The 26,226-nt window shown below is 62.8% G+C and carries 21 protein-coding genes and 1 riboswitch; of the genes, 4 read left to right on the top strand and 17 right to left on the bottom strand.

Annotation, left to right across the window (positions count from 1 at the left end; all coding sequences use genetic code 11):
- Positions 1–4: 4 nt before the first annotated feature.
- The 7 genes from mlaD to ACSQ20_RS01850 form a co-directional block, all read right to left on the bottom strand.
- Positions 5–568, bottom strand: a complete 564-nt coding sequence (gene mlaD / locus ACSQ20_RS01880) for an outer membrane lipid asymmetry maintenance protein MlaD (RefSeq protein WP_436016899.1) — start codon at positions 566–568, stop codon at positions 5–7.
- A gap of 33 nt (positions 569–601) precedes the next feature.
- Positions 602–1,378, bottom strand: coding sequence for a lipid asymmetry maintenance ABC transporter permease subunit MlaE (gene mlaE, locus ACSQ20_RS01875; protein ID WP_436016897.1), 777 nt, complete (start codon positions 1,376–1,378; stop codon positions 602–604).
- Positions 1,375–2,202: an ABC transporter ATP-binding protein gene (locus ACSQ20_RS01870; protein WP_436016895.1), complete on the bottom strand. Its 828-nt coding sequence runs from the start codon at positions 2,200–2,202 to the stop codon at positions 1,375–1,377. The genes mlaE and ACSQ20_RS01870 overlap by 4 nt, the downstream gene beginning before the upstream one ends.
- A 91-nt stretch (positions 2,203–2,293) precedes the next feature.
- The gene (gene thiE, locus ACSQ20_RS01865; protein ID WP_436016893.1) at positions 2,294–3,433 is read right to left on the bottom strand and encodes a thiamine phosphate synthase; all 1,140 of its coding nucleotides are present in this window, start codon (positions 3,431–3,433) and stop codon (positions 2,294–2,296) included.
- 22 nt (positions 3,434–3,455) lie between these two features.
- Entirely contained in the window at positions 3,456–4,265 is an 810-nt protein-coding gene (locus ACSQ20_RS01860) for a thiazole synthase (RefSeq protein WP_436016891.1), read from the bottom strand.
- A gap of 44 nt (positions 4,266–4,309) precedes the next feature.
- Positions 4,310–4,507 (bottom strand): sulfur carrier protein ThiS, encoded by a 198-nt coding sequence (gene thiS, locus ACSQ20_RS01855; RefSeq protein WP_436016889.1) that lies wholly within the window; start codon positions 4,505–4,507, stop codon positions 4,310–4,312.
- 52 nt (positions 4,508–4,559) lie between these two features.
- A complete protein-coding gene (locus ACSQ20_RS01850) occupies positions 4,560–5,723 on the bottom strand; it encodes an FAD-dependent oxidoreductase (RefSeq protein ID WP_436016887.1) in 1,164 nt (387 codons plus the stop codon).
- Between the two features lie 156 nt (positions 5,724–5,879).
- Positions 5,880–6,003: riboswitch (TPP riboswitch) on the bottom strand.
- Between the two features lie 284 nt (positions 6,004–6,287).
- On the opposite strand from ACSQ20_RS01850, the gene ACSQ20_RS01845 reads away from it, so the two are divergent.
- Positions 6,288–8,051, top strand: a complete 1,764-nt coding sequence (locus tag ACSQ20_RS01845; protein ID WP_436016885.1) for an ABC transporter ATP-binding protein/permease — start codon at positions 6,288–6,290, stop codon at positions 8,049–8,051.
- A gap of 39 nt (positions 8,052–8,090) precedes the next feature.
- Here ACSQ20_RS01845 and ACSQ20_RS01840 read toward each other — a convergent pair whose 3' ends face one another.
- Genes ACSQ20_RS01840 through ACSQ20_RS01825 form a run of 4 tightly spaced genes read right to left on the bottom strand, consistent with a single transcriptional unit; the run spans position 8,091 to position 12,689 of the window.
- The gene (locus tag ACSQ20_RS01840; RefSeq protein WP_436016883.1) at positions 8,091–9,053 is read right to left on the bottom strand and encodes a Csu type fimbrial protein; all 963 of its coding nucleotides are present in this window, start codon (positions 9,051–9,053) and stop codon (positions 8,091–8,093) included.
- The gene (locus tag ACSQ20_RS01835; RefSeq protein ID WP_436016881.1) at positions 9,050–11,401 is read right to left on the bottom strand and encodes a fimbria/pilus outer membrane usher protein; all 2,352 of its coding nucleotides are present in this window, start codon (positions 11,399–11,401) and stop codon (positions 9,050–9,052) included. Before ACSQ20_RS01835 ends, ACSQ20_RS01840 begins: the two co-directional genes overlap by 4 nt.
- 28 nt (positions 11,402–11,429) lie before the next feature.
- On the bottom strand, positions 11,430–12,161 hold the full coding sequence (locus ACSQ20_RS01830) for a fimbrial biogenesis chaperone (RefSeq protein WP_436022857.1): 732 nt from the start codon (positions 12,159–12,161) through the stop codon (positions 11,430–11,432).
- Positions 12,162–12,176: 15 nt separating this feature from the next.
- Positions 12,177–12,689: a Csu type fimbrial protein gene (locus ACSQ20_RS01825; RefSeq protein WP_436022855.1), complete on the bottom strand. Its 513-nt coding sequence runs from the start codon at positions 12,687–12,689 to the stop codon at positions 12,177–12,179.
- A gap of 628 nt (positions 12,690–13,317) precedes the next feature.
- Here ACSQ20_RS01825 and ACSQ20_RS01820 point away from each other — a divergent pair.
- Positions 13,318–14,583 (top strand): MFS transporter, encoded by a 1,266-nt coding sequence (locus ACSQ20_RS01820; protein ID WP_436016879.1) that lies wholly within the window; start codon positions 13,318–13,320, stop codon positions 14,581–14,583.
- 4 nt (positions 14,584–14,587) lie between these two features.
- Here ACSQ20_RS01820 and thpR read toward each other — a convergent pair whose 3' ends face one another.
- The 4 genes from thpR to ACSQ20_RS01800 form a co-directional block, all read right to left on the bottom strand.
- Positions 14,588–15,205 carry an RNA 2',3'-cyclic phosphodiesterase gene (gene thpR, locus ACSQ20_RS01815; protein WP_436016877.1) on the bottom strand — a complete coding sequence of 206 codons (618 nt, stop codon included), beginning with the start codon at positions 15,203–15,205 and terminating at the stop codon, positions 14,588–14,590.
- An 11-nt stretch (positions 15,206–15,216) separates the two neighbouring features.
- On the bottom strand, positions 15,217–16,683 hold the full coding sequence (locus ACSQ20_RS01810) for a glutamate synthase subunit beta (protein ID WP_436016875.1): 1,467 nt from the start codon (positions 16,681–16,683) through the stop codon (positions 15,217–15,219).
- 230 nt (positions 16,684–16,913) lie between these two features.
- The gene (locus tag ACSQ20_RS01805) at positions 16,914–21,614 is read right to left on the bottom strand and encodes a glutamate synthase-related protein (RefSeq protein ID WP_436016873.1); all 4,701 of its coding nucleotides are present in this window, start codon (positions 21,612–21,614) and stop codon (positions 16,914–16,916) included.
- 324 nt (positions 21,615–21,938) lie between these two features.
- The gene (locus tag ACSQ20_RS01800) at positions 21,939–22,646 is read right to left on the bottom strand and encodes a transposase (RefSeq protein WP_436016871.1); all 708 of its coding nucleotides are present in this window, start codon (positions 22,644–22,646) and stop codon (positions 21,939–21,941) included.
- Between the two features lie 182 nt (positions 22,647–22,828).
- Between ACSQ20_RS01800 and ACSQ20_RS01795 the strand changes: the two genes are divergently transcribed.
- Both ACSQ20_RS01795 and ACSQ20_RS01790 read left to right on the top strand, forming a co-directional pair.
- Positions 22,829–23,554, top strand: coding sequence for an OmpW/AlkL family protein (locus ACSQ20_RS01795; protein WP_436016869.1), 726 nt, complete (start codon positions 22,829–22,831; stop codon positions 23,552–23,554).
- 299 nt (positions 23,555–23,853) lie between these two features.
- Positions 23,854–24,231 (top strand): DUF883 family protein, encoded by a 378-nt coding sequence (locus ACSQ20_RS01790; protein WP_436016867.1) that lies wholly within the window; start codon positions 23,854–23,856, stop codon positions 24,229–24,231.
- A gap of 72 nt (positions 24,232–24,303) precedes the next feature.
- On the opposite strand, the gene ugpQ is transcribed toward ACSQ20_RS01790, so the two are convergent.
- On the bottom strand, positions 24,304–25,065 hold the full coding sequence (gene ugpQ / locus ACSQ20_RS01785) for a glycerophosphodiester phosphodiesterase (RefSeq protein ID WP_436016865.1): 762 nt from the start codon (positions 25,063–25,065) through the stop codon (positions 24,304–24,306).
- A gap of 41 nt (positions 25,066–25,106) precedes the next feature.
- Entirely contained in the window at positions 25,107–26,192 is a 1,086-nt protein-coding gene (locus ACSQ20_RS01780; protein ID WP_436016863.1) for a sn-glycerol-3-phosphate import ATP-binding protein UgpC, read from the bottom strand.
- Positions 26,193–26,226: the final 34 nt, after the last annotated feature.

Here is a 26,226-nt window from a genome sequence, read left to right as displayed (position 1 = left end):
CGCCTCAACCACCGGCGCCCGGCGCCGGGGCACTGGCCGACGCGGGTCCGGATGCTGCGGGTACTGCTGGTGGTGTTGCTGGTGCCGGCGGGGCTTTGGCTCCGCCGGCATCGGCCGCCTTGCCGTAAAGAAACTGCCCGATCAAATTCTCGAGAACAATGGCCGATTGGGTCATCGTGAGCGTATCGCCGGCCTTCAGCATCTCAGTGTCGCCGCCGGGCGTCAGGCCAATGTACTGCTCGCCGAGCAAACCCGACGTTTGGATCTTGGCCGATGAATCTTTCGGAAACGGATATTGCTTGTCGATATCGATCGAGACGACCGCCTGGTAGGTGTTCGTATCGAAGCCGATCGACGTGACGCGCCCCACCACGACACCGGCGCTCTTCACCGGCGCGCGCACCTTGAGCCCGCCGATGTTGTCGAATTTGAGCTTCACCGGATAGGTCGGCTGAAACGACAGCGAACTCATGTTGCCGGCCTTGAGTGCCAAAAACAGCAGCGCGATAAAGCCCAGCACTACGAACAAACCGACCCAGAAGTCGAGAACAGTCTTTTTCATCGTCATCCTAAGAGAGAGCCGCGCGCGACACCGTCTGCGTTAGCTGAACATCAATGCCGTGAGCAGGAAATCAAGGCCGAGCACGGCGAGCGACGCATACACGACCGTGCGAGTCGTCGCGCGCGAAACGCCCTCGGGCGTCGCCTTCGCTTCGTAGCCTTGAAACAGCGCGATGAAGGTCACGGCGAAACCGAATACCACGCTTTTGACGACGCCGTTGCCGACGTCCGCCCAGACTTCGACCCCGCCTTGCATCTGCGACCAAAAGGCGCCCGAATCGACGCCGATCATCAGCACGCCAACGACATAGCCGCCGAACACGCCGACCGCGCTGAAAATAGCGGCGAGGATCGGCATCGCGATGATGCCGGCCCACATGCGCGGCGCAATCACGTTCGCGAGCGGATCAATGGCCATCATTTCGAGCGCGGTCAACTGCTCGCCAGCCTTCATCAGGCCGATTTCGGCTGTCAGCGACGTGCCGGCTCGGCCGGCGAACAGCAACGCGGTCACGACCGGCCCCAGCTCGCGCACGAGCGAGAGCGCCACCAGCAGCCCGAGCGCCTGCTCGGAGCCGTAGCGGTTCAGCGTGTAATAACCCTGCAAACCGAGCACGAAGCCGACGAACAAGCCCGAGACCGCGATGATCACGAGCGAATAGTTGCCCACGAAGAAGATCTGCTTGATGACGAGATGCGGCCGGCGCAGCAGTGCAAAAAATTCGAGCAGGAGGCGCACGAACATCCGCGTCCCGTACCCAGTGCGCGCAATGCCGCGCAGCACCCAACTGCCGAGGGTTTCGATGACACCGGTCATACGCGCGCTTCTCCCATGCCGAAATCCGCCGCGAGCGGCGTATCGCTCGGATAGTGAAACCGGAACGGGCCGTCGGGCGCGCCGTCGATGAACTGCCGAACGGATGGATCGGCCGATTCGCGCAGTTCGGCGGGTGTGCCGTGCGCCAGCACGCCGCCGTTCGCGAGGAAGTAGACGTAGTCGGCGATCTGAAACGATTCGGACACGTCGTGCGTGACGAGAATCGACGTCGCGCCAAGCGCCCGGTTCAGCGTGCGAATCAGATTGGCCGTAATGCCGAGCGAAATCGGGTCGAGGCCGGCGAACGGCTCGTCGTACATGATCAGTTCAGGGTCGAGCGCAATGGCACGTGCAAGTGCGACGCGCCGCGCCATGCCGCCGGAAATCTGCGAGGGCGAAAGCGCGCGCGCGCCGCGCAAGCCGACGGCGTTCAGCTTCATCAGCACGAGGTCGCGAATCAGAGGCTCGGGTAAATCGGTGTGCTCGCGCAGCGCGAAGGCGACATTGTCGAACACCGACATATCGGTGAACAATGCACCAAATTGGAACAGCATCCCCATTTTGCGGCGCAGCGCATAAAGCCCCTCGCGGCTTTGCTTGCCGATGTCCTGGCCGTGAAACAGCACCTCACCGCGACGCGCCCGTTCGAGCCCGCCGATCAAACGCAGCACCGTTGTTTTACCGCAGCCCGAGCCGCCCATGACTGCAACGACCTGGCCGCGCGCAAAGCGCAGGTTCAGGTTCGAGAGGACGAGCCGCTCGTCGTCGTAGCCGAAATCGACGTTGCGCAACTCGAGAATAGGCTCGGAGGAAGATGACGGCACGAAGCAGGCGCTCCTTTTACGCGGAAGCGGAATTATAGGGCCTCAGCGTAAACGTTGTTGTGACACTGCGCGCTTCCGGTAAAAACCGCGGTTATTGATTCGCAAACACGGCCTCGAGTTCGGCCACGGCGGCAGCCGGGTCGGTTGCGGCCGTCACGGCGCTGACCACCGCCGCACCGCCCACGCCGGTGGCCAGCACAGCCTCGAGCGTGCCAAGACCAATGCCGCCGATCGCCACGAGCGCCACCTTGCCGTTGAGGAGCCGCACGTAGCGTGCAAGCCGCGCGGTGCCCTGCGGCGCGGTGGCCAAGGTCTTCGTCGCCGTCGGGAATATTGAGCCGAACGCCAGATAGCTCGGCCCGAAGTGCAGCGCGCGCAACATTTCGTAATAGCCATGCGTCGATAGGCCGAGCCGCATGCCCGCCGCGGCAATGGCATCGAGATCGGCCGTATCGAGGTCCTCCTGGCCGAGATGCACCCCGTATGCACCGGCGGCAAGCGCCTCGCGCCAATGATCGTTGATGAATACGCGCGCATCGTGGCGGCGCCCCGCCGCGACGCTTTTGGCGATGTCTTGAGCCAACTGCGCGGGCGACGCGTCCTTCACGCGCAGCTGCACCGTTTTCACGCCAAGGGCAAGCAAGCGCTCGACCCACTGCGCGCTCGGCACCACCGGATAGAGCCCCAGCCGCGCCGGGCAAGCGTCAAACAGCTGTTGCGGCGGCGCGATCAAGCCCGGAATGCGCGGAAAACGCGTCAGTTCGACGGGCCAGGCGTCCTCGCCGCGCGTTTCGTCGCCATCGCGCCAGGCCAGCGCCAGAACAAGCGCATCGGGCGGCTCGAAGCCGCAATCGAGAAAGCTCGCCAATGCCGCCAGCCAGTCTTCGGCAAGCGCACCGGCGCTATCGAGCGGGTAACGCTTGTCTGCGAGCATGAGGCAGGCGCCTTGCGCGCCCGCCTCGATCACGCCAGCCCCGTTCGCAAGCCACGCAGCCGAATCGTCCTGACGGCTAACGGTATCGGCGGCACCGGTCACCGCAACGATCAAATCGCCGGCGCCCGGCTCGTCGGGCGGAGTCAGGCAGATGCGCCAGGCCACGTCCGCACGCGGCCATTCGCCCAAGCGCGCGCGAATGCGCTCGGCGGCTTCCGTCAGCTCGTCGGCCGGCGGCCAGAAATACTCGCGACGAGTCAATGGCAGGGTTCGGTTCGCCGGATTCATGGTGCCCATTAGATACGCCTTCAGCCTGGGTTCAGCGTTGATCCTGGTGCCAGAATGGCATGCCGACGACGGGCGTGCTCGCTTGCGCGCTGTCGCGCTCGTCCATCGGCCCGGCGAGATAAGCGGCGCGCCCGGCCTCGACGCCCATCGCGAACGCGCGCGCCATCGCGGCGGGCTCGGTCGCCTGGGACACGGCCGTATTGAGCAGCACGCCGTCGAAGCCCCACTCCATGACCTGACACGCGTGTGACGGCACGCCCAATCCGGCGTCGACGATCAACGGCACGTGCGGCAGACGCCGGCGCAGGACCCGCAGGCCATACGGGTTCACGATACCCTTGCCGGTGCCGATCGGCGCGCCCCACGGCATCAGCGCCTCGCAACCCGCGTCGATCAGCCGTCGCGCGACAACGAGATCCTCAGTGCAGTAGGGCAGCACCTTGAAGCCGTCTTTGGTGAGCCGGGCCGCGGCCTCGACGAGTGCGATCGGGTCCGGCTGCAACGTGTAGTCATCGCCGATGACCTCGAGTTTGATCCAATCCGTTTCAAAGACTTCCCGTGCCATGTGCGCCGTCGTCACCGCTTCGTCGACGCTTTCGCACCCAGCCGTGTTCGGCAGCAGCGGCACCGCATGGCGCTTGAGTAGATCGAAAAAACCGGCCTCCGCAGTATTGCCCTGCATCTGACGGCGCAGTGCGACCGTCATCATGCCCGGGCGCGCCGCCTCTATCGAATCGGACAGCGAGCGCAGCGACGGGTACCGCGAGGTGCCAAGCAGCACGCGGCTCGCAAACGACGTGCCGTACAGCGTGAGCGGATCGACAGCAGGGACGGAAGTCATCGAAACAATCCTCAATAGGAGACGTCAATCGAAACGAAGCGTGCTCAGCCGCCCGCCACGGGGTGCACGATATCGAGCCGGTCGCCATCGGCGAGCGCGCGAGCGGGATGCTGCGCCCGCGCGACGAACTGGCCGTTCAGCGCGACGGCAAAGGGCGGGCGGGCGCCAAAAACGGCGAGCGCATCGGCAACGCTCGCGCCTTCGGGCAAAGAAAGTGGCTTTTGGTTGATCTGAATTTCCATGATTCGAACGATGCAGCCTTCACACATTCCGTTGTAGATCGGATTACCGCGCTCAAGCGCCGACGCCCAGCGCTTCGCGCTCGCCTGTCAGATGCAACATCGGCGCCCACCGCGTGTCACGCCGCCATTGCGCGAAGCCATCGGCATCCGCGACGCGGCGGGTCAGCACCGCGGAGCAGAGATCGGCCGCCGTTCTCGCCACTTCAGGCGCGATCATGAAGCCATGCCGATAAAGGCCGTTGACCGCAACGCGCGTTTCGCCGTCCCACACCACCGATGGACGATGATCAGGCAGCGTCGGCCGGCACTGCGTGTTGAGTTCGAGAATGCGCGCCTCGCCGAACGTGGGATGCACAGCGAACGCCGCGCTCAACAATTCGAGCGCCGAGCGCACGCTCATCGGCGACATGTCTTCACCCTCGATCTCGGTTGCGCCGATGACGAACACATTGCGCTCTTTCGGGGCGATATAAATCGGATAACGCGGATGCAGCATCCGCACGGACCGCGTCAACGAAATGCCGCTCGCTTGTACACGCACGACTTCGCCGCGAATACCGCGCAGCATCGGCAGTGCGCGTTTGGCACCCAGGCCGCGGCAGTCGACCGTCACGCGGGCCGGCGGCCATGCGCCATCGTCGACGGCCGTATTCCAGTGCGTGTGCACGCCGCGCTCGGCAAGCCCAGCCGCGAGCGCAGCAAGCGTCTGGCGATTGTCGAGCTGGCCTTCGCCCGGCAGCAGCAAGCCCTGAGCGAACCGGCCGGCCAGCGCCGGCTCGGTCGCACCAAGCTGCGCGGCATCGAGCGTCGACAGGTTGCCCTCGGCCAGCAGCGGAGCCGGCGCGTTCGCACGGATGCGTCGTTCAAGCAATGCCGCCTCGGCGCGATCGTCGCGATGCCAGACTACGAGCGTGCCGTTGCGTTGAAAAAAAACCGGCTCCGGCAGTTGCGCGATGAGCCGCGGCCACGCGTCAAGCGACGCGGCCCCGAGTTCGACGAGCAGCGGCTCGGCACTCGCCGCTTCGGCAAGCGGGGCGAGCATTGCGGCTGCGACCCAGGCGGCCGAGCCGGTGCCCGCCGCGTCGCCGCGCTCGTAAAGCGCGACGCGGTGCCCGTCGCCCGCCAGCAGCCAGGCGACGAGACGGCCGACGAGTCCGCCGCCAAGCACCGCGAAATCAGGCACGCCGGAGCAAACAGCTGAAGATTGATCAGTCATCGGAAACGATCCTTTTCTGCACGTCGTACGCTTTTGCGCGAACAACGCGTACCCAAGGACGAAACCGGCGGGTGAGGCCGGCCGGCGGCATCGTGACAACCGATGCGGCCGGCGGAGAAAAGCGGCGCCGCCCAAAGGGGCACCTGCGCGCAGTTCGCGCGTTTTCCTGAAACTTCCCGCGCCGGTATTACCCGGATCGGGTGCGAAGGGTTTCTCTCAGCCTCGCCTCGACACGGCTCTTGCCATGTCCACTTACCGCGAAGCACCCCTGTTTCGTCGCGGCCATTAGACCATAAAAGCAGAATGTGCCGCAAACGGCGGCGAGCGGCAGCCGATCTTCGAACGGAAGCACCGCCTAAGCTCAATTCGAAACAAACGCGACCGAGCGGCGCGCTGCGCTCTGGCACAATGTGCCGATTGTGAGATACGCCAGAGCCGCACCGCGGGTGGCCGGGAACGACCAACCGGCGCGCCGCGTTAAGGTTCGTTTAAGTGGCTCGCGAAACAATGCGCCCGCAATTGCGCATCGCCGGCCCGTCGGTACCCATCGAATCGAGACTCCTCATGACGCCATCCTCCGCAGCTTTTTCCCTGCGCAACAAAGCGCCGCAAGATATCGAATCCGTCTCCGCCTGGAGCCTCATCAAGCCCTATTGGATTTCGGAGGAATGGAAAATTGCATGGGGGCTGCTCGTGACGATCATCGCGATGAATCTGGCGATCGTCTGGATCAACGTACGGCTCAACAGCTGGAACGCCCAGTTCTATAACGCGTTGCAGCAAAAGGACATGGGCCACTTTCCACATCTGATGGTGGTTTTCACGGCACTGGCGTTCACGTACATCATTCTGGCCGTGTACCGCGCCTATTTGCGCCAGATGTTGTCGTTTCGCTGGCGCCAATGGCTGACGACCCGGTTCTTGAACGACTGGTTCGGTGACCTCGCATTTTATCGGATCGAACGCGACCGCCTCGCGGACAACCCCGACCAGCGGCTCAGCGACGATCTGCAATCGTTCGCTACCTCGACGCTCACGCTCTCGCTCGATTTTCTGTCGACCGTCGTCACGCTCGTCACGTTCATCACGATTCTCTGGTCGATCGCCGGCGCACTGACCATCACGCTCGGCGGCACGCCGCTCGTGATTCCCGGCTACATGGTCTGGGCCGCGGCGCTTTATGCGCTGGCCGGCTCGCTGTTGATCAAGAAAGTCGGGCACCCGCTCGTGTCGGTCAACTACCAGCAGCAGCGCGTCGAAGCCGATTTCCGTTTCGGCTTGCTTCGCGTGCGCGAAAACGCCGAGCAGATCGCGCTCTATAACGGCACCGATACGGAGAATCAAACGTCGCGCACGGTCTTCACGCGCATTCGCGACAACTGGTGGCTCATCATGAAGTACACGAGGCGAATGAACTTCGTGCTTGTCTTCTACAGTCAGATCGCCAATATTTTCCCGATCGTCGTCGCCGCGCCGCGCTATTTTGCGGGGGCCTATACGATGGGCGTGCTGATGCAGATCGCTCAGGCGTTCGGCAGCGTCAGCGACGCTTTTTCATGGTTCATCAACAGTTATAGCTCGCTCGTCGAATGGCGCGCCACGGTCAACCGTCTGCGCGAATTCAAGCGCGTGATGCACGCGACGCATTTCAGGGAATCGGTCTCGCCCGCCACGGAGCACGGCGGCATCAACCTTCACTATGTCGACGCACCATCGCTCGCCACGCACGGGCTCAAGCTTGCACTGCCGACAGGCGAGCCGCTCGCGTCGATCGCCGACATCGTCATCAAACCCGGCTCGCGCTGGCTCGTGCGCGGCCCCTCGGGCTCGGGCAAGAGCACACTCTTGCGCGCGTTCGCAGGCCTCTGGGCATTCGGCGACGGCGAAATCGATGCGCCGGTCGGCGCGCGCTCGATGTTCGTGCCGCAGCAAAGCTATCTGCCTATCGGCACGCTCAAGGGGGCACTCGCCTACCCTGCGAACGCGGACGCGTTCAGCGACGAGGCCTGTCGCAAAGCGCTAATAAGCTGCAGGCTCGAGGGGTACGCCAACCGGCTCGCCGAATCGACGCATTGGACGCGCGTGCTGTCGCCGGGCGAACAGCAGCGGCTGGCCGCCGCACGCGCGTTGCTGCACCAACCCGATTTTCTGTTTCTCGACGAAGCCACGAGCGCACTCGATCCGGAGAACGAGGCGCATGTCTATCGGCTCCTGAACGAGCGGCTGCCGCAAGCGGCGATTATCAGCGTCGCACATCGCGAGTCGGTCGTGGCGTATCACGAAAACACGCTCGAGATCGAGCGAGCGCGCGAGCAAGCGATGGCTTGAAATCGATACGCCGCTCCGGTGCCGAAGCAGTCTCGGTGATCAAAAGCTGATCGTCGCCGTGATCGTATCGCTGTAATTTCCTGGTGCGGGCGTAGCCTGCGCCGGTACCAGGCCGTAGACATTCACGACCTGTTGATTGCCGGTACCGACGCCCGTTGCCATGGCCGTGCCAGCGGAGCCGTCGCCCCACGGCGAGGTATGCGCCGCATCGAGATAAAGCTGATAACTCACGGCGCCGCCCCCGCCGACACGCTGCATCGATCGGCTTGCCACGTTCGAGCTCCCTCCGCCGTTCAGCGCGATTCGCCACGCGTCGCCATTCGTGCATTGCGCAGTGATCGAGCCGGTTGCGCCCCGCGCAGCATCGAGCACGCCCGTCGCAGCGAAGCTGACGTTCGTTGCGCTGATAAAGCAGTCGTTGAGCACGGTCGCGTTCACGCTGAAAGGCAGCGTTCCGTTGCTCGTCGTGAGCGATGCGCACGTCGGCGCAGTGAGCAGATAGAAGCCGGCATTGAGCGAGGTGGTGTTGCCGCTGAACGACGCCGTATAGAGCGTACTGCTGTTATTCACCGTCGGTACGGTCGGCTGGTTTGCGGCAATTCTTCCGTAGACGGTCGCCGTCGCGACCGCGCTCGTGCCGACTGCGGGTTTCGATAGCGTCAGCGCGATCGGCGTCGTGCCGTTGCTGACAGCGCCCCATGCGAGCGAATGACTTGCATCCTGGTACAGGTCGTATTGGAGCGCGTTCGTCCCGTTCACGAGCGTGCGGGGACTGGCTCCGCCCAAATTCAGGCATACCTGAGCGTTAGGCGTCAGCGTCACGGCGGGCCATGTGCATGTGACCGTCACCGTTCCCGTGGCGTCCACCGCGCTCAGTGCGATGGGATTGACCGAACCAAAATCGACTGTGGAGGCGACCGCCGCGCACGACTGCGCCGACGCACGCTCCGGAGATCCGCACAGCGCCGCGAACACCAGCAGAACAAGTACGACGCGGCTCATTGTCGCCCTCCCGGCGCGTTGGCACAGGTGAGCGGGCCAATGGTCGGCAGCGATCCGTCGAGAGGGCGCGTATAGGCGAATTCCGCCAGGCAATGGATGGCGTCGTGATCGACAACAAGACGATTGTTTGCTTCCAAGTTTTCGATAAACGCGATGCCATCGTAGCCGACGATCGTCTCACCGCCCGATTGCAAATGACGGACGGCCGCACCGGGCGGCAGCAATTTACCGTCCGCGCCACGAAGAATGACCGACGCCGCGCGGTAGCGCGCGACCCCAAAGTGCGCGACCACGCCCGCGCGCTCCCGCGGGACAAGCGATTTCGCGGTCGATTCGATGCGCGCGTCCGCGGGCAGACCCATGCTGTCGATACTCACTGCGTTGTCCTGATAGGCATTCAGATCCGGCACGAGCAGATGACCCGACCCGTTCGTCTTCCCGATCGCGCGATTTTCGTGGAGCACGGGAATGCCGGGCACGCCGTCGGTCGAGACCAGCGCAAACGCATCGTAAATGTGGCGAGACAAGTTGACGCTGCCATCCATCAGGACCATCGCGCCGCTCACCTCCACTGATGCGCCGGCAGTGCCCGCAATGCGCTGCGCAGCCGCGCTCACCTCGCCTGCGTTGCCCAAGTACTGGACTTGCGCGCGCTGATAGGCAGCCGCACCGCTGCCGCCCGCCTGCGCGCCCCATCCCCAACCGCCGTCATAATCCGGCGAACGCAATGCACTCACCTGATAGGTCGATTGATTGTTCTGCCTACCGCCCACGGCATTGATAGATGCCGCACGCCCCATCGGAATGCTCAAGCCCAGCATGATGCCGTGGGAACGGTGCTGGAGGAAATCTTTATACGCACTGAGATTGACGGCCACAAAACTGCCGATATTGCGTGAGTACGACATCGTGCCGATCTTCGAAGCCAAACCCTGCGCCGGCTTGAAGCCGATGTAGCTGAGCGACACGGTCTGGCGCCCTCCGAGCGGAAGCGCCAACGTCACGCGATCGATTGCGGAGACAACAGGGGCACCCTCACGCGAAGCAAGGTCGCCATAGTTGCCGAATGCGCGGATCGTCTGTGCGTCGATGGAAAACCGCGGTTCGATCAACTGGTAACCAACGCTCATTTGCGTTCCTGCGAAACGCCCCGCGCTCGCGGAAAATGAGCCGTTGATGACGCCCGCCATGCCCAGGCGCATGACCGCACCCGCGCCCGCGTTGACGAGCCCGTTCGTCGCTTCGGCATGGCCCTCGAGCGTCAGCAGTTCGCTCAAACCACGTCGACCCGATGCGCTGAACGCTGGCCTCGGATCGTAATCGAATGATGCCAGCCCGTAACGCCGCCGCACGAAGCCTGCTTCGAACGAATAACTCGACAAGCCAGGCGCCAGCAATCGCGCATCCACGTAAAGCGGCACGGAACTCACACGCGGGCGGCCGAGCGCATCGTTCGTCACGATCGTGACCTGCCCCGCGCCCGTAATGCCAGGCACTTCGTTGATGATGAACGGTCCGCTCGGCACGTTCGAACTGAACTGTCGAACGTTGTTGACATAGACGTCGATTGCCGACGGCACCACGGCCGAACCCAACAACGCAGGGACGGGGAACGTGATGAGATCGGGACGCAGCGCGAAATTGCTGCGCCACTGAAAGCCGCCAATGCGAATCGATCTACTCCACGCAAGCGACGATGAAATCGTGTCGCCGACTTGTGTCGTTGTAAGCGAGGCCTGGTTGGAGCGGCTCCAGGCGGTGTCGTAGCGCGTATAGCTGCGCTTGCCGCCATAGACGTAGGCAACGCCCGTGTTGCTAAAAACCCCTGCCGGATCGAAATAGCGCAACTCGCTAAAGAGCGCGAACCGCTGACCAGCATCGCTTTGCGCGAAAGCGTCGTAATTGATCGCCAGCCCGCGCGCCGATACGGCCGCCGAGGTCTTCGGCAACGAACGCGTATCGACGTTGAACGGTTTGCGCATGCTTTCCTCGACCTGCAACATCACGATCTGCCGAGCCGCGTCATATCGGTAAGCAAGCCCCGGTATTGAATCCAGCGCCACTTGCTCGGCAGCGGCAATGCCGAGCTTTTCCACAGCCAGCCCCAGTTCGCCTAGATCTTTTACCGTTGCCATCAGATGTCCGTTGCGCTCTCGAAAGTGAGCGAGAAGCGGTGAGGGCTCGCCATTGATCGTCACCGCGAGCACCAAATTCTGAGAGGCGTCCGCGCTCGCGTCGTCCATGATTACCATCGATTGCGCCGATTGCGCCGCAGCCTGCGCTGATCCACCGATTGATAGCCCGATGGCGATGGCCGTCGCGACGAGCAAACCATACGTCAGAGTCAAGGCGATGCCGCTCGCATGGTGCTGGCGCTTAGCGCGTTGGACTCACGACGAGCGCGGCTTCCTGCGAAACGGAATTGATCTTCGCGCGTACCTTCATCGCGCCGTGCGAGTCGACATCGAGCGGCAGTGCAACATCCCAACGGCGAGCGCGTTTGGCCAGCGCATAACCGAACAGCCCCTTGTTAATCACGTACGTCTTGCCGGCTCCATCGACAAGTTCCACTGCCGCGACCTGTGCGCGCCGCGCGCCGCTGTTCTCGATGGTCAGCGTCCATCCTTCGGGCGTATGGCCCAACGACCAAGCAAGCCGCGCCGAGCCGACGGACCTCGATGCTTCGATGAAAACCGGTACCGAATAACGCAGGCGGATGAGCACGCCACTGTGCGGCGCCTCCCCGGGCGGCGGCAGTTCGTCGATCAAGATGCGAAAGCTTTCTTCGTCCGCAACCGGCGCGCCGTTTGCGCGCACGAGCCGGATCAGTTGTCCTGCCAGGGCCCCGACGTTCACGAGCGGCGGGCTGGCGAGCAAATCCTGGGTGGGCGTCAGCGTGTCAGCACCATTGACCTGATCCCATCGAAATACGCGGACTTGCCCATAAAGCGGCGACTCGCCGGCGTTGCGCAGCGTGATACCGGATGCGTTGTCGCCCGCCTGCAATTCGACCATTACGGGCGAGATTTGGAGCGACGCCGCCGCAGCCAACGCCGGAATAAACGCGATAACGAGCGGGGCCGCGACGCGCTGGATCGTATCGATGATCTTGTTCACGATGGCTCAGAAGTAGACTGTCGCGGTAATCGTTGACCGATAGGTATCCGGTTGTGGCGTCGACTGCGCCGGTACCTGCCCATAGACCGATATCGATTGTGCCGAGCCGCTGCCTGTGCCAGCGACGGTGTCGGTGCCCTGGGTATTGCCCCAGATGGTCGTATGGGCCGCGTCCTGAAAGAGTTGGAAGCTCACGGTCGTTGAGGTATTGCCGCTCGTAATGCCCGCGAGCAGCCGCGCCGCGACAGTGGAACCCGATACCGAGCCCTCGTCCAATCCGACGTTATAGGGCGTGCTGTTAGAGCAGGTTACGGAAAGCGTGGTCTGCTGCGTCAAGGCCGAAGCCAATACGCCGGAGGAGCTGAAAGTCAACGCGTTAGCCGAGATCGTGCAGGCTGCCTGCAGCGTCAACGTCACCGTAAATGTGGCAGTGGCGGTGCCGTTGCTATACGTTGCGGCGTGCGCCGCAGGCAAACCTGCCGCAAGCATCACGGCGGCAACACGCAGCGGTAGTTGCATCTTCATGAGAAATCCCCGTCTTTCTGTCGATCTAATACTGCGCCCAATCTTTTCAGTACCCGGGAGTGCCGGAAAATGGCGTGTCTTAGTCCGTTGTTCAAACCATGCTGTGGTGCACAAATTAAACCACACTACTCCATAATCATTGATCGACATCAAAAAAGATAACTTCTCCGAGCAGCAATTCAATCTATTTCTGGAATACCACGACAGGGGAAACCCGTGCCCACGTTTAAATAAAAATAACTTGCAAATGAAGCTTATGCGCAGTCAAACAGATTTAGCAACCTGTATATGTGAATCAGAAAGCAACGACGAGCCACAACCAATTCCGTGGAATCGGTTTGAAATGTTTTAATAATGTTCTTACGAATACTTTTTTGGCAAAATTCTCGGTAAGTTAATGGCTCGGCACAAATCGCCTCGTACAGCCTTTATTCGGGAAATCGTCGCATCCAGCGTCACCTTTTGAACTCAATTACTTTCTTATCCGCACCACGCCGCATGCCGCGGCACCGTAAAATAGCTCGCGCCGCAAGGCGCGCGTCCGTTTTATGATCGAATTCGCACCTACCCCTCGCTAACGCTCGCTGCAACCACGCTCACTAACATTGAATAAGGAGACCGAATGCGCCCGCTGGCTTGGTTTGCCGAACTGTCCGTACGCGAGCGCCGCACGGTGTGCGCCGGCTTCGGGGGCTACGCGGCCGACTCCTTCGACTTCATGATTTATTCGTTCCTGGTGCCGACGCTGATCGCCACCTGGGGAATGACCAAAAGCGAGGCAGGCATGATCGCAACGGGCGCGCTGATCTCGTCCGCCGCGGGCGGCTGGCTCGCCGGGATACTGGCTGACCGCTACGGCCGCGTGCGCGTGCTGCAATCGACGATCGCCGCATTTGCCGTCTGCACGTTCTTGTCCGGTTTCACGCATTCGTTCTGGCAGCTCTTTGCAACACGCACGCTGCAAGGCTTCGGCTTCGGCGGAGAGTGGTCGGTCGTGACGATGATGGTGGCCGAGACGATCCGCACGCCAGCCCATCGCGGCAAAGCGGTCGGCACCGTGCAATGCAGTTGGTCGTTCGGCTGGGCCGCGGCCGCACTCGTCTACTGGGGGGCGTTCGCATGGCTTCCCGAAACCTATGCCTGGCGCGCCTGCTTCTGGGTCGGCTTGTTGCCGGCGCTGTGGATCATCTACGTGCGCCGCAACCTGCGCGATCCCGATGTATTCGTCGCCACGCGTGCGGCTCGCGAGGCGGGGCTCGACCGTTCGCATTTCCTCCATATCTTCGCGCGCCCCTATCTGGCGACGACCCTCCTCGCCAGCCTGCTGTGCACAGGCATGCTGGGCGGGTACTACGCGATTACCACTTGGCTGCCAACCTATCTCAAATTGGAACGTCACTTGTCGGTCTTCGGCACGAGCGGTTATCTGATCGTGCTGATCGCCGGGTCGGCGGTCGGTTATATCGTCGGCGCCGTGCTGTCGGACCGGCTCGGCCGGCGCCCGACGTTCATGTTGTTTGCGCTGGGCTCGTTCGCGCTCGCGATGATCTATACGATGCTGCCCATCACCGACCACGCCATGCTCGCGCTCGGTTTTGCGCTTGGCGTCGTCATGCAAGGCATCTTCGCGGGCATCGGCGCCTATCTCTCGGAGCTTTACCCCCATTCGATCCGCGGCTCTGGGCAAGGCTTTTGCTATAACGTCGGGCGCGGCACCGGGTCGTTTTTTCCGTTGCTCGTCGGCGCGTTGTCGCAGACCACGATGCTCGCCAAGGCCATCGGCCTTGTCGCTGGCGCGGGTTACCTGCTCGTCGTTGGTGCGGCGCTCCTGCTGCCCGAGACGAAGGGCAAAGTGCTGGGCGGTGTCGATGTCGGCGCAAGCCGTTGAGCCGCTACGCCAAGGGCACTGAAGCAAGCGCTCGATAGCGCGCACCGCTGCGCTCGAGCGTACTCGAATACAGCGTCAGTGCTTCAAATCGGGAGGTCCCGGGGGCAATGGCACGCATCGGGAGATCGGTGGCGCAGGCGGCTCCGGCACGCATACGTGCGAGCGTCACGTGAGGGCGAAACGGCCGATGATCGTCGATCGGCAGCCCTAATCCCGTGACGAGCGCGCACACGCGAGCGTGCAAATCGACGAGCGAGGGTGCCGCCTCGAAGACAAGCACGGCAAGCCGCGGATGCGACACGCTCGGCCAATACTCGAGCCGCTCGATGTGCAGCGGCGGCAGGGCGGCCGCAACGGACGCGAGTTCCGCGGCAAGCGCGGTGCCTTGGTCGTGCGAAATGGAGCCGAGGAACGCGAGCGTCATGTGCAGTTGATCGACCGGCACGAGGCGTGTCGCGCGCGCAGCACACGCAGCACCACTCGCCATGGCCGCCCACGCCGCACGCGTCGGCGCATCGGGCACGAGCGCGATAAACGCTCGATGCCAGACGTCAGCCTGCGTTGCCCGCGGCTCGACCGGCATCGCTATACCTTCGCTTGCCCGACGTCGCTCACCGCTCACCGCTCGCTCGTTTAGCGCGGCAGCTCAGAGCTGCCCATCAAATACGCGTCGACGGACCGCGCACACTGACGGCCTTCGCGAATCGCCCAGACGACGAGCGACTGGCCTCGACGCATGTCACCCGCGGCGAACACTTTGTCGACCGACGTGTAGTAGGCGCGCTCGCCTTCGGTACTCGCGCGGACATTACCGCGCGCGTCCTTGTCGACGCCGAATGCTTCGAGCACCGGCGCGGCCGGCTGCGTGAAGCCCATCGCGAGCAGCACGAGGTCGGCCTTCATGTCGAATTCCGAGCCGGGCACTTCCTGCATCTTGCCGTCCTTCCACTCGACGCGTACGGCGACGAGCTTCTCGACCTTGCCGTTCTTGCCTTCGAGCCGTTTCGTGGCGACCGACCAATCACGGCTGCAGCCTTCGTCGTGCGACGATGACGTGCGCAGCTTGATCGGCCAATACGGCCACACGAGCGGCTTGTTTTCCTCTTCGGGCGGCTGGGGAAGCAACTCGAACTGCGTGACGCTCTTCGCGCCATGGCGGTTGGAGGTGCCGACGCAATCCGAACCGGTATCGCCGCCGCCGATCACGACCACGTGCTTGCCCTTGGCGCTCAGTTGATCGGTGACCTTGTCACCGGCGTTGACCTTGTTTTGCTGCGGCAGGAATTCCATCGCGAAATGCACGCCCGCCAACTCACGGCCCGGCACCGGCAGATCGCGCGGCGTCTCGGAACCACCGGCGACGACGACGGCGTCGAATTGCTCCTTGAGCTCGTCAGGCGTGACCGTTTCCTTCGCTGTGTTCCCGATGAAAGGCGGCAACCCCTCGTTGCCGATGAAAACATTGGTGCGGAACGTCACACCCTCGGCTTCCATCTGACGCATGCGGCGATCGATCAGCCACTTTTCGAGCTTGAAGTCGGGGATGCCATAGCGCAGAAGCCCGCCGATCCGGTCGTTCTTCTCGAACACCGTCACATCGTGGCCCGCGCGCGCAAGCTGCTGCGCCACGGCCAAGCCGGCCGGGCCCGAGCCGACGACAGCGACCTTCTTGCCGGTCTTGCGCTTGGGCGGTTGCGGCACGACCCACCCTTGTTCCCACGCCTTATCGATGATCGCGTGTTCGATCGACTTGATCCCGACAGGCTCCGCGTTGATGCCGAGCGTGCAGGCCGCCTCGCACGGCGCCGGGCAGATGCGGCCCGTGAACTCAGGAAAGTTGTTCGTCGAATGCAGGACTTCGATCGCATTGCGCCAGTCTTGGCGGTACACGAGATCGTTAAAGTCCGGAATGATGTTGTTGACCGGGCAGCCGTTGTTGCAAAACGGAATGCCGCAATCCATGCAACGTGCGCCCTGCACCTTCGCATCATCGTCGGACAGTGCGAGGACGAATTCCTTGTAATGCTTCAAGCGCGCGAGCGGTGCCTCATACGTCTCGTGGCGGCGCTCATACTCGAGAAAACCGGTTGCCTTGCCCATGGGGTTCTCTTCTCTTCAATCCAATCGTCGGTGTCGGGGTGCCGGCGAGCGCCGCGCGTTCAGGAAAAAACGCGTGCGACAGGCCTCGACGGCGTCGTATCTTGGCTGCCCCCGTTCCTGTCGTGCTTGCGTTGCGGCGCTTGTCACACGGGAGCGGGGACCGGAAACGGGCTCAGTTCATCGTTCGGGCACGCGTTGCCGGCGTGAGCGTTGGCGTTGGCGTGTCGCGCTCATGCTGCGAGCGCCTCCTTGGCCGCTTTCTTCGCGCCGAGTTCGCCAAGCGCACGCTTGTATTCGGTCGGGAAGATCTTGACGAACTGCCGGCGAGACGTATCCCAATCCTCGAGCAGCGCTTTCGCCCGCGTCGAACCCGTGAACTGGAAGTGCCGCTCGATGAGCCCCTTGAGCAGCGCTTCGTCGGTGACGCCCGTGTGCCAGAGCGCACGTTCAACCGTACGCTCTTGCTCGGCTTGCTGCAGCACCGGTTCGAGCGTGACCATCGCCTTGTTGCACTTGCCGGCAAACGCGCCGTCCGGGTCGTAGATGAATGCCACGCCGCCGGACATGCCGGCCGCGAAGTTACGGCCCGTCTCGCCCAGCACGACGACCGTGCCGCCCGTCATATATTCGCAGCCGTGGTCGCCCGTGCCCTCGACGACCGCGCTAGCGCCCGAGTTGCGCACGCAAAAGCGCTCGCCCGCGACACCGCGCAAATAGGCCTCGCCTTCGAGCGCGCCGTACATCACCGTATTGCCGCAGATGATGTTTTCCTCCGATTTGCCGCGGAAGTCGTTGGTCGGGCGGATGATGATGCGCCCGCCCGAGAGCCCCTTGCCAACATAATCGTTGCCGTCGCCCACGAGGTCGAGCGTCACGCCGCGCGCGAGGAACGCGCCGAAGCTCTGCCCGGCCGTGCCTTTCAATTGAATATGGATCGAGTCGTCGGGCAGCCCGTCATGGCCGTACTTCTTGGCAATCGTTCCCGAGAGCATCGCGCCGACGCTGCGATTGACGTTGCGCACCGGCTGGATGAACGAGACATGCTCGCCCTTGTCGATGGCGGCGCGCGCCTTTTCGATCAACGTATGATCGAGCGCCTTCGCGAGACCATGGTCCTGCTCTTCGAGATGCCGGCGCGCGACTTCCGCGGGCATGGCCGGCAGGTGAAACACCTTCGAAAAATCGAGCCCCTTCGCCTTCCAGTGCTCGACGCCCTTTTTCATATCGAGCAAATCGGCGCGCCCGATCAGGTCGTCGAACTTGCGGATGCCGAGCTGCGCCATGATCTCGCGCACTTCTTCTGCCACGAAGAAGAAATAGTTGACGACGTGTTCGGGCTGCCCCTGGAACTTCGCGCGCAGCACAGGATCTTGCGTGGCAACGCCAACCGGGCACGTATTCAGATGGCACTTGCGCATCATGATGCAGCCTTCGACGACGAGCGGAGCCGTCGCGAAGCCGAACTCGTCGGCGCCCAGCAACGCGCCGATCGCGACATCGCGGCCCGTCTTCATCTGCCCGTCGGCTTGCACGCGAATCCGGCCGCGCAGACGGTTGAGCACGAGCGTTTGCTGCGTTTCGGCGAGGCCCAATTCCCACGGCGTGCCGGCATGCTTGAGCGACGACAGCGGCGAAGCACCGGTGCCGCCGTCGTGGCCGGCGATCACCACATGATCGGCCTTGGCCTTCGCCACACCGGCCGCGATCGTGCCAACCCCGACTTCCGACACCAGCTTCACCGACACGCTCGCCGACGGATTCACGTTCTTCAGATCGTGAATGAGCTGTGCGAGGTCTTCGATCGAATAGATGTCGTGGTGCGGCGGCGGCGAAATGAGGCCGACGCCCGGCACTGAATAGCGCAGTTTGCCGATGTACTCGGACACCTTGTGACCCGGCAACTGACCGCCTTCGCCGGGCTTCGCGCCCTGCGCCATCTTGATCTGGATCTGGTCGGCCGAGGCGAGGTATTCGGCGCTCACGCCGAAACGACCCGATGCCACCTGCTTGATCTTCGAGCGCAGCGAATCGCCTTCCTTGAGCGAAATGTCGCGCGCGATCTCGGGGCCGATGATGGACGCAAGTGTCTCGCCGTTTTTGATCGGAATGCCGCGCAACTCGTTGCGATAGCGTTTTTCGTCCTCGCCGCCTTCGCCGGTATTCGACTTGCCGCCGATGCGGTTCATCGCGACCGCGAGTGTCGCGTGCGCTTCGGTGCTGATCGAACCGAGCGACATCGCACCGGTGGCGAAGCGCTTGACGATGTCCTTGGCCGATTCCACTTCGTCGAGCGCAATGGCTTTCGAAGGATCGACCTTGAATTCGAACAAGCCGCGGAACGTCATATGGCGACGCGTTTGATCGTTGATCAAATGCGCGTATTCCTTGTACGTCTGATACGAGTTGCTGCGCGTGGAATGCTGCAGCTTCGCGATGGCGTCAGGCGTCCACATGTGATCTTCGCCGCGTACGCGGTAAGCGTACTCGCCGCCCGCATCCAGCATGTTGGCCAGCACCGGGTTGTCGCCGAACGCTTCGCGATGCAAACGCAGCGCCTCCTCGGCCACATCGAATAGTCCGATGCCGCCCACCTTCGATGCCGTGCCCTCGAAGTATTTTTCGACGAGATCGCTCGCGAGACCGACTGCTTCGAAAATCTGCGCGCCGGTGTACGACATGTAAGTCGAAATGCCCATCTTCGACATCACCTTTTGCAGGCCCTTGCCGACCGCCTTCGTGAAGTTGTAGACGGCCTTTTCGGGCGACAGATCACCCTTCATGCCCTGCGCCATTTGAGCAAGCGTTTCCATCGCGAGATACGGATGGACCGCCTCGGCACCGTAGCCGGCCAGCAGCGCGAAGTGATGCACCTCGCGCGCCGAGCCCGTTTCGACGACGAGGCCGGTGCTCGTGCGCAAACCCTGCGTGACGAGATGCGTATGGATGGCAGCCGTCGCGAGCAGCGCGGGAATGGCAACGTTGTCACGATCCACGCGGCGGTCCGACACGATCAGCATGTTGTATCCGGAGCGAACGGCATCGACGGCCTCGGCGCACAACGACGCGAGCCGCGCTTCGATACCCTCCTTGCCCCAGGCCACCGGATAGCAGATGTTCAACTCGTAAGAGCTGAACTTGCCGCCGGTGTACTGATCGATGGCACGGATCTTCGCGATGTCCTTGAAATCGAGCACCGGTTGCGATACTTCCAGCCGCATCGGCGGGTTGATGTTGTTCGTATCGAGCAGGTTCGGCTTCGGCCCGACAAACGAGACGAGCGACATGACCATGTTTTCGCGGATCGGATCGATCGGCGGGTTCGTGACCTGCGCGAACAGCTGCTTGAAATAGTGATAGAGCGTCTTGTTCTTGTTGGACATCACGGCGAGCGGCGAATCGTTGCCCATCGAGCCGATCGCTTCTTCGCCTTGCTGCGCCATCGGCGCCATCAGGAACTTCACATCTTCTTGCGTATAGCCGAATGCCTGCTGCCGGTCGAGCAGCGCCGCGGCTTCGCGCCGCTCCGTTGCGACGTCTTCCGGCTTCGGCTCGATCTCGTCGAGCTTGATGCGCACAGCGTCGATCCAGCTCTTGTAAGGCTTCGCGTTCGCGAGATTGTCCTTGAGCTCCTTGTCGCCGATGATGCGGCCGTGCTCCATGTCGATCAGGAACATCTTGCCGGGCTGCAGGCGCCACTTCTTCACGATCTTCGATTCGGGAATCGGCAACACGCCCGATTCCGACGCCATGATGACGAGGTCGTCCTCGGTAATGATGTAGCGCGCCGGACGCAGACCGTTGCGGTCGAGCGTCGCGCCGATCTGGCGGCCGTCGGTGAAGGCGATGGCAGCCGGGCCGTCCCACGGCTCCATCATCGCGGCGTGATATTCGTAAAAGGCGCGGCGGTTTTCATCCATCAGCGTGTGCTGCTCCCACGCTTCCGGGATCATCATCATCATCGCGTGCACGAGCGGATAGCCCGCCATCACGAGCAGCTCGAGGCAGTTGTCGAACGAAGCCGTGTCTGACTGGCCCGGATAGATCAGCGGCCAGAGCTTCGGCAGGTCGTCGCCGAGCACCGCGCTCGCGATCGCACCCGTGCGGGCATTGAGCCAGTTGACGTTGCCCTTGACGGTGTTGATCTCGCCGTTGTGCGCGATCATGCGGTACGGGTGCGCGAGTTCCCACGCGGGGAACGTGTTCGTCGAGAAACGCTGGTGCACGAGCGCCAGCGCCGACACCACGCGCTCGTCCTGCAAGTCGCGGTAGTAGACGCCAACTTGTCCGGCCAGCAGCAGACCCTTATAGACAACGGTGCGTGCCGACATCGACGGCACGAAGTACTCCTTGCCGTGCTTGAGCTTGAGCGCCTGAATGCGGTGGCTCGCCGTCTTGCGGATCACGTACAGCTTGCGCTCGAGCGCATCGGTCACCATGATGTCGCGGCCACGGCCGATGAAAATCTCGCGGATGACGGGCTCGGTCGCCTTCACGGTCGGGGAAATCGGCATCGCATGGTCCACAGGGACGTCGCGCCAACCCAACACCACCTGTCCTTCCGCCTTCACGGTGCGCTCGAGTTCCTGCTCGCAGGCAAGGCGCGAGGCGTGCTCCTTCGGCAGAAAGACCATACCGACCCCATATTCACCGGCCGGCGGCAGCGTCACGCCCTGACGCGCCATCTCCTCGCGATAGTACGCATCCGGAATTTGGATCAGGATGCCGGCCCCGTCGCCCATCAAAGCATCGGCACCTACCGCGCCACGATGATCGAGATTCTCGAGAATCTTGAGCCCTTGGTCGATGATGGCGTGGCTCTTCTGACCCTTTATATGCGCAACAAAGCCGACGCCGCAGGCATCATGCTCGTTGCGTGGGTCGTAAAGACCTTGCGCGGCGGGGACCGGGGAAATCGGTTGCTGGTCGTTCATGGGGACACCGTCTTATTGGAGGCCGGGCGGGCCGTTCGCGTAAAGGCTTCGGGTTTGGGGACGGGGCACGACGGCCCCTTGGCAAACCACCGGAAATCGGAATATACGCGACGAATCAATGAAATAGCAATAAAAACCCTATGATATGGCACTAATTCATGAGACGCATTAGCTTGGTGCGCTTTTATTAGGGGCGCATCATTATTGGGCAAAATAAAACGGCCTCTTCCGATGCCGTCTCGCCGCGGGTTCACTGCGAAGCTCGGTAGGGGCTCGATACGCGCACAGGCCGAATAATGCCGGACGCGGATCGAGCGCGCGATCTTACTGCGTCTGAGGGGTCTCGCGCACCTTTCTTGGCCGGCCGCGCGGCAACGGCGACACGCGGCGGTTCGCCGCGCGGGCCGCCCACTCGCGGTAGGTGTCGCCGCCGAGCACCCAACCCTTGAGCGTGGCCTGCTGCAGTTCGTTGGCCTCACGCTCATCGAGCGGCTGCTCGCACAACTCCTTATAGGCGCGCTGCCGCTCGAATGGCGTATTGGCGAGCGACCAGTAAAGGGGGTGATCGGTGACGAGGCTATCGATCGTAAGCCCGATATGGTGCCGATAGCTCGACCATCGGTAGTCCTCGGGGGAGGCCACCAGATGCTCTCGCACCGGGCATTGCTCGATCACGCGGCTCGCGAGCAGGAAGTAGCGTTCGCCTTCGATGACGGTCGCGCGATAACGCCCTTCCCAGAGCGTGCCGCGCCGCGAGTAGCGGCGATTGAAATGCGCGACGTAGCGCCGGCCGACCGCCTGCATCGCTTTCGGCAAGCTCGATTCGTCGCTCGGTGTAACGAGCAACTGAACCGCGCCCGGCATCAGCACATAAGCGTGAACCGAGAGGCGATGATCGCGGGAAGCAGCTTTCAAGCAATCGACGAACAACTCGTAGTCCTGCTCGTCAACGAAGGCGGGCTGCTGATCGAGGCCGCGCAATATCACGTGCTGCGGCTGTTCAGGGACGTAAAGACGTGCAAGCCGTGCCATGCTGGATTCCGTTTGTACGTTGGTGGTTACCCGTTGGGGAAAGCGCCGCGCAAGCGTTCGCAACGGCCCGATGCGGCTCGCGCCGCGAGCGCACCACGCTTAGGGAGAATGCTCTAGCGCGCGCACTTGGTTTGTATGAAAGCTTCTACTCATAATAGGCGGGCTTTTTACGGAGGAAGACCATGAAATTACAACAGGCCATTACGGGGACCGTCGCAGCACTTGCTTGCGCTACCGCTGCACATGCTCAAACGGCCGGGACGTTCTACCTTTCAACGGGGTGGTTCCATTTTTCACCTCAAAGTTCCAGCGATCCGCTGAAAGTCATCAGCATCGGCGGCACGCCCGTCAACCAGCCCGTCGCCGGCACCGGCGCGTCGGTCGACAACTCCGACACAATCGGCATAAGCGCCGGCTACTTCATTACCGACCATCTGGCCGCCGAACTCGAGGGCGGCGTTCCGCCGAAATTCAACCTCAATGGCGCCGGCTCGTTCACGCCTTACGGGAAACTCGGCAGCGCACGCCTGTGGAGCCCCGCGCTGCTCGTCAAATGGCACTTCATGAAGCCCGATGACAAGTTCCGTCCGTATGTGGGAATCGGCGTGACACGCGTCTGGTTCTCCGATGCCCAAATTACCAATAACGCATTCCAATCCGGTGTGCTTCATGGAGGTCCGACCTCGGTATCGACGGATCGTTCCTGGTCACCCGTATTCAACGCGGGTTTTAATTACGCGTTCAACAAGCATTGGTTTGCGGGTGTATCGGTATCGTACATTCCAGTCAGCGTGACAGCCGATCTCACTACGTCCAACGTCGGGCCATTTGGTTTGACAGCGCATACGCAAGCAAAGATCAAGCTCAACCCGATCGTCACATTCGCGAAGATCGGCTACGCCTTCTAGCCCGGTCGCATCCAAGCGCTTCGTTACAACGCAACGCCGCCGCCGAAAACGCGGTGGCGTTGTAATTTCGACAGTGGACATTACGCTGCTTGTGGCCGTTTCTACCCGTCTTTAATAGCACTTTTATCGGAACGGCGCAGCGCAACCGTCACATAGGCCAGACATCGCGGCAATGCGTCGCGGCATACACGCGTCGTGCAGCGAAGTGGGCACCGAAATTGCGGCAATGAGGTTCTCCCGCGGCCGGAACGCGGGCGAGTTCACCCCGCTACTGTTACTTCAACGCTGACGGAGCGACCATGACCGCACTACCGAACACGCGAGACGCGCTCGAAAATTCGTGGACGAGCGCAGGGCGGCACGCTCGCCGCATTGCCCGACACAGCCGCAACGCGGCCGAGGACATCGGCGGCGAAATGCGCGAGCTGCTTGCCGAATTGGAAGAAACGCTTGCCGACGGCACGCAGGCCGATGCGGCCGTGCTGCGCGAGCAAATGCGAAAACGCCTGGAGGCCGCACGCGGCAGGCTCGACGGCGCGCGCCACACGATTCGCGACCGCGCCTCGACAGCCATCTCGGGCGCAAACGACTACGTGCATGAAAAGCCGTGGGAGACCGTTGCCGTCGTCGGTGGGCTCGCGCTCATCATCGGATGGTTGATGGCGCGCAGCCGTTGACGTCGATGATGGGGGTGCTTGCGGCTCGCTTCCTTGGTGAGGCGGGACAAGGGCACCTGCCACCTTCAGCCTTCAGGTTTCGTCGAAGAAATCAGCACCGATGAGGTCGATCCGATCGGTGCAGATAGCGTCGACGCCCCAGTGCGCCAGCAAACGTGCCCGTGTTGGTTCGTTGACGGTGTAGACGAGCATGAAGAGTCCAGCCGCTTTGATCTGCGTGACGAGCGCCTCGGTCAGCTTGCGGTGATCCGCATGCAGCGACACGCAGTCAAGCGACGCCGTTTGCGCCCGCCAATCGTCCGGCACGGCACCTACCAGCAGCCCGCGTGGCAACGCGGGGGCTGCTTCGCGTGCCGCGGCCAGCGCATCGTATGAGAACGACGACAACAGCGGCGGCACCGATGCCCCGGCCCATAACTGCGCCGCCTCGCTCGCAACGCGGCGCCCGGTTTCGACATCGCGTCGCGCGCACGGTTTGATTTCCACGTTCGCCGCCATCCCGATTGCTATGCAACGCTGTGCCACTTCCGCAAGTGTCGGCATGCGCTCGCCCGCGAAGCGCGCATCGAACCAACTGCCTGCGTCGAGTGCGGCGATTTGCGCATAGGTCATCTGCGCCGCCGCGCCTCGGCCATTCGACGTGCGCTGCACCGTATCGTCGTGCAGTAGAAAGACCACGCCGTCTGCCGAAAGCTTCGCGTCGAATTCGATCATTTCGAGCCCGAGCCGCGCACCCGTCTCGATGCCGGCCAGGGTGTTTTCGGGAGCAAGCGTGCCGCCGCCGCGATGCGCGACCACACGCGGATAACGCCATGCGTTCGTCTGAGTCGACATAGCTGTGATTCCGTTCAGGCCAGTAGCGCGACGATCGCGCGTCAACCGGCGCGCTTACCCGTTGCAGGGTCGAAAAAATGCAGATGCTCGGGGGGCAAGACAGACGGCACCATCTCGCCTCGCGCGGGCCGATGCGTATGCGGCAGCCTCACCGTGACGTCGTGCGCGCCCCACCGGCCATGCACGAGGTTGTCGGCACCGAGCAGCTCGCATGAATCAACCGTAAGCGGAGCCTCGACCAAACCGGCGCGCGGCGTCATGTGTTCCGGCCGAATGCCGAGCACCCACTCTCTTGCGCAGCCGATTTCGCGGCCCACGCCGGGCTCGTGCCCGAGCGCGAGCACTGGGCCACCCCCTGCTACCGCGAATGTCAGGCCATCGTCCGAGAGCCGGCCCGAAAGCAGATTCATCGCCGGCGAGCCGATAAAGCTGGCCACGAACACGGTCGCAGGCCGCTCGTACACCTCGGTCGGCGCGCCGATCTGCTCGGCGTTCCCCCGATTCATCACGATCACCCGCTGGGCCAGTGTCATCGCTTCGATCTGATCATGCGTAACATAGAGGCTCGTCGTGGCGAGGCGAGCATGCAAGCGCTGGATCTCGAGCCGCATTTGCACGCGCAGTTTGGCATCGAGATTCGAGAGCGGCTCGTCGAATAAAAACACCGACGGCTCGCGTACGATCGCCCGCCCCATCGCCACCCGCTGACGCTGCCCGCCGGAAAGCTCGCGCGGCTTGCGGGCAAGCAGCGGCTCGAGTTCGAGAATCTTGGCGGCCGCCGTCACGCGCGCCTCGATCTCGGCGCGACCCACTCGTCGAAGGGTAAGGCCGTAGGCCATGTTTTCGCGCACGCTCATATGCGGATAGAGCGCATAGTTCTGAAAGACCATCGCGATATCGCGATCTTTGGGCTCGAGTTCGTTGACCACGCGCTCGCCAATCGCAATCTCGCCGACCGACACGCGCTCGAGCCCCGCGACCATCCGCAGCAGCGTCGATTTCCCGCAGCCGGATGGCCCCACCAGCACGACGAATTCGCCGTCGGCCACTTCCACGTCAATGCCGTGCAGCACGAACTGCTTACCGTCGTAAGTCTTGCGCACGCCCTTCAAACTCAGCGCAGCCATCGTCTCTCGCCTGGTTGATCATGCATATTGATTT

It is taken from the genome of Trinickia sp. LjRoot230 (assembly GCF_964253315.1).
In the GTDB taxonomy this organism is placed as follows: Bacteria; Pseudomonadota; Gammaproteobacteria; order Burkholderiales; family Burkholderiaceae; genus Trinickia.
Note: the sequence above shows the minus strand (reverse complement) of the source record. Positions and strands in the feature narration are given on the sequence as shown.

What these genes read in the sequence shown, in the direction of transcription:
- mlaD (WP_436016899.1), bottom strand. Translation starts at nt 568, where the DNA reads ATGACGATGAAAAAGACTGTTCTCGACTTCTGGGTCGGTTTGTTCGTA.
- mlaE (WP_436016897.1), bottom strand. Translation starts at nt 1,378, where the DNA reads ATGACCGGTGTCATCGAAACCCTCGGCAGTTGGGTGCTGCGCGGCATT.
- thiE (WP_436016893.1), bottom strand. Translation starts at nt 3,433, where the DNA reads ATGGGCACCATGAATCCGGCGAACCGAACCCTGCCATTGACTCGTCGC.
- ACSQ20_RS01860 (WP_436016891.1), bottom strand. Translation starts at nt 4,265, where the DNA reads ATGACTTCCGTCCCTGCTGTCGATCCGCTCACGCTGTACGGCACGTCG.
- thiS (WP_436016889.1), bottom strand. Translation starts at nt 4,507, where the DNA reads ATGGAAATTCAGATCAACCAAAAGCCACTTTCTTTGCCCGAAGGCGCG.
- ACSQ20_RS01850 (WP_436016887.1), bottom strand. Translation starts at nt 5,723, where the DNA reads ATGACTGATCAATCTTCAGCTGTTTGCTCCGGCGTGCCTGATTTCGCG.
- ACSQ20_RS01845 (WP_436016885.1), top strand. Translation starts at nt 6,288, where the DNA reads ATGACGCCATCCTCCGCAGCTTTTTCCCTGCGCAACAAAGCGCCGCAA.
- ACSQ20_RS01840 (WP_436016883.1), bottom strand. Translation starts at nt 9,053, where the DNA reads ATGAGCCGCGTCGTACTTGTTCTGCTGGTGTTCGCGGCGCTGTGCGGA.
- ACSQ20_RS01825 (WP_436022855.1), bottom strand. Translation starts at nt 12,689, where the DNA reads ATGCAACTACCGCTGCGTGTTGCCGCCGTGATGCTTGCGGCAGGTTTG.
- ACSQ20_RS01820 (WP_436016879.1), top strand. Translation starts at nt 13,318, where the DNA reads ATGCGCCCGCTGGCTTGGTTTGCCGAACTGTCCGTACGCGAGCGCCGC.
- ACSQ20_RS01810 (WP_436016875.1), bottom strand. Translation starts at nt 16,683, where the DNA reads ATGGGCAAGGCAACCGGTTTTCTCGAGTATGAGCGCCGCCACGAGACG.
- ACSQ20_RS01805 (WP_436016873.1), bottom strand. Translation starts at nt 21,614, where the DNA reads ATGAACGACCAGCAACCGATTTCCCCGGTCCCCGCCGCGCAAGGTCTT.
- ACSQ20_RS01800 (WP_436016871.1), bottom strand. Translation starts at nt 22,646, where the DNA reads ATGGCACGGCTTGCACGTCTTTACGTCCCTGAACAGCCGCAGCACGTG.
- ACSQ20_RS01795 (WP_436016869.1), top strand. Translation starts at nt 22,829, where the DNA reads ATGAAATTACAACAGGCCATTACGGGGACCGTCGCAGCACTTGCTTGC.
- ACSQ20_RS01790 (WP_436016867.1), top strand. Translation starts at nt 23,854, where the DNA reads ATGACCGCACTACCGAACACGCGAGACGCGCTCGAAAATTCGTGGACG.
- ugpQ (WP_436016865.1), bottom strand. Translation starts at nt 25,065, where the DNA reads ATGTCGACTCAGACGAACGCATGGCGTTATCCGCGTGTGGTCGCGCAT.
- ACSQ20_RS01780 (WP_436016863.1), bottom strand. Translation starts at nt 26,192, where the DNA reads ATGGCTGCGCTGAGTTTGAAGGGCGTGCGCAAGACTTACGACGGTAAG.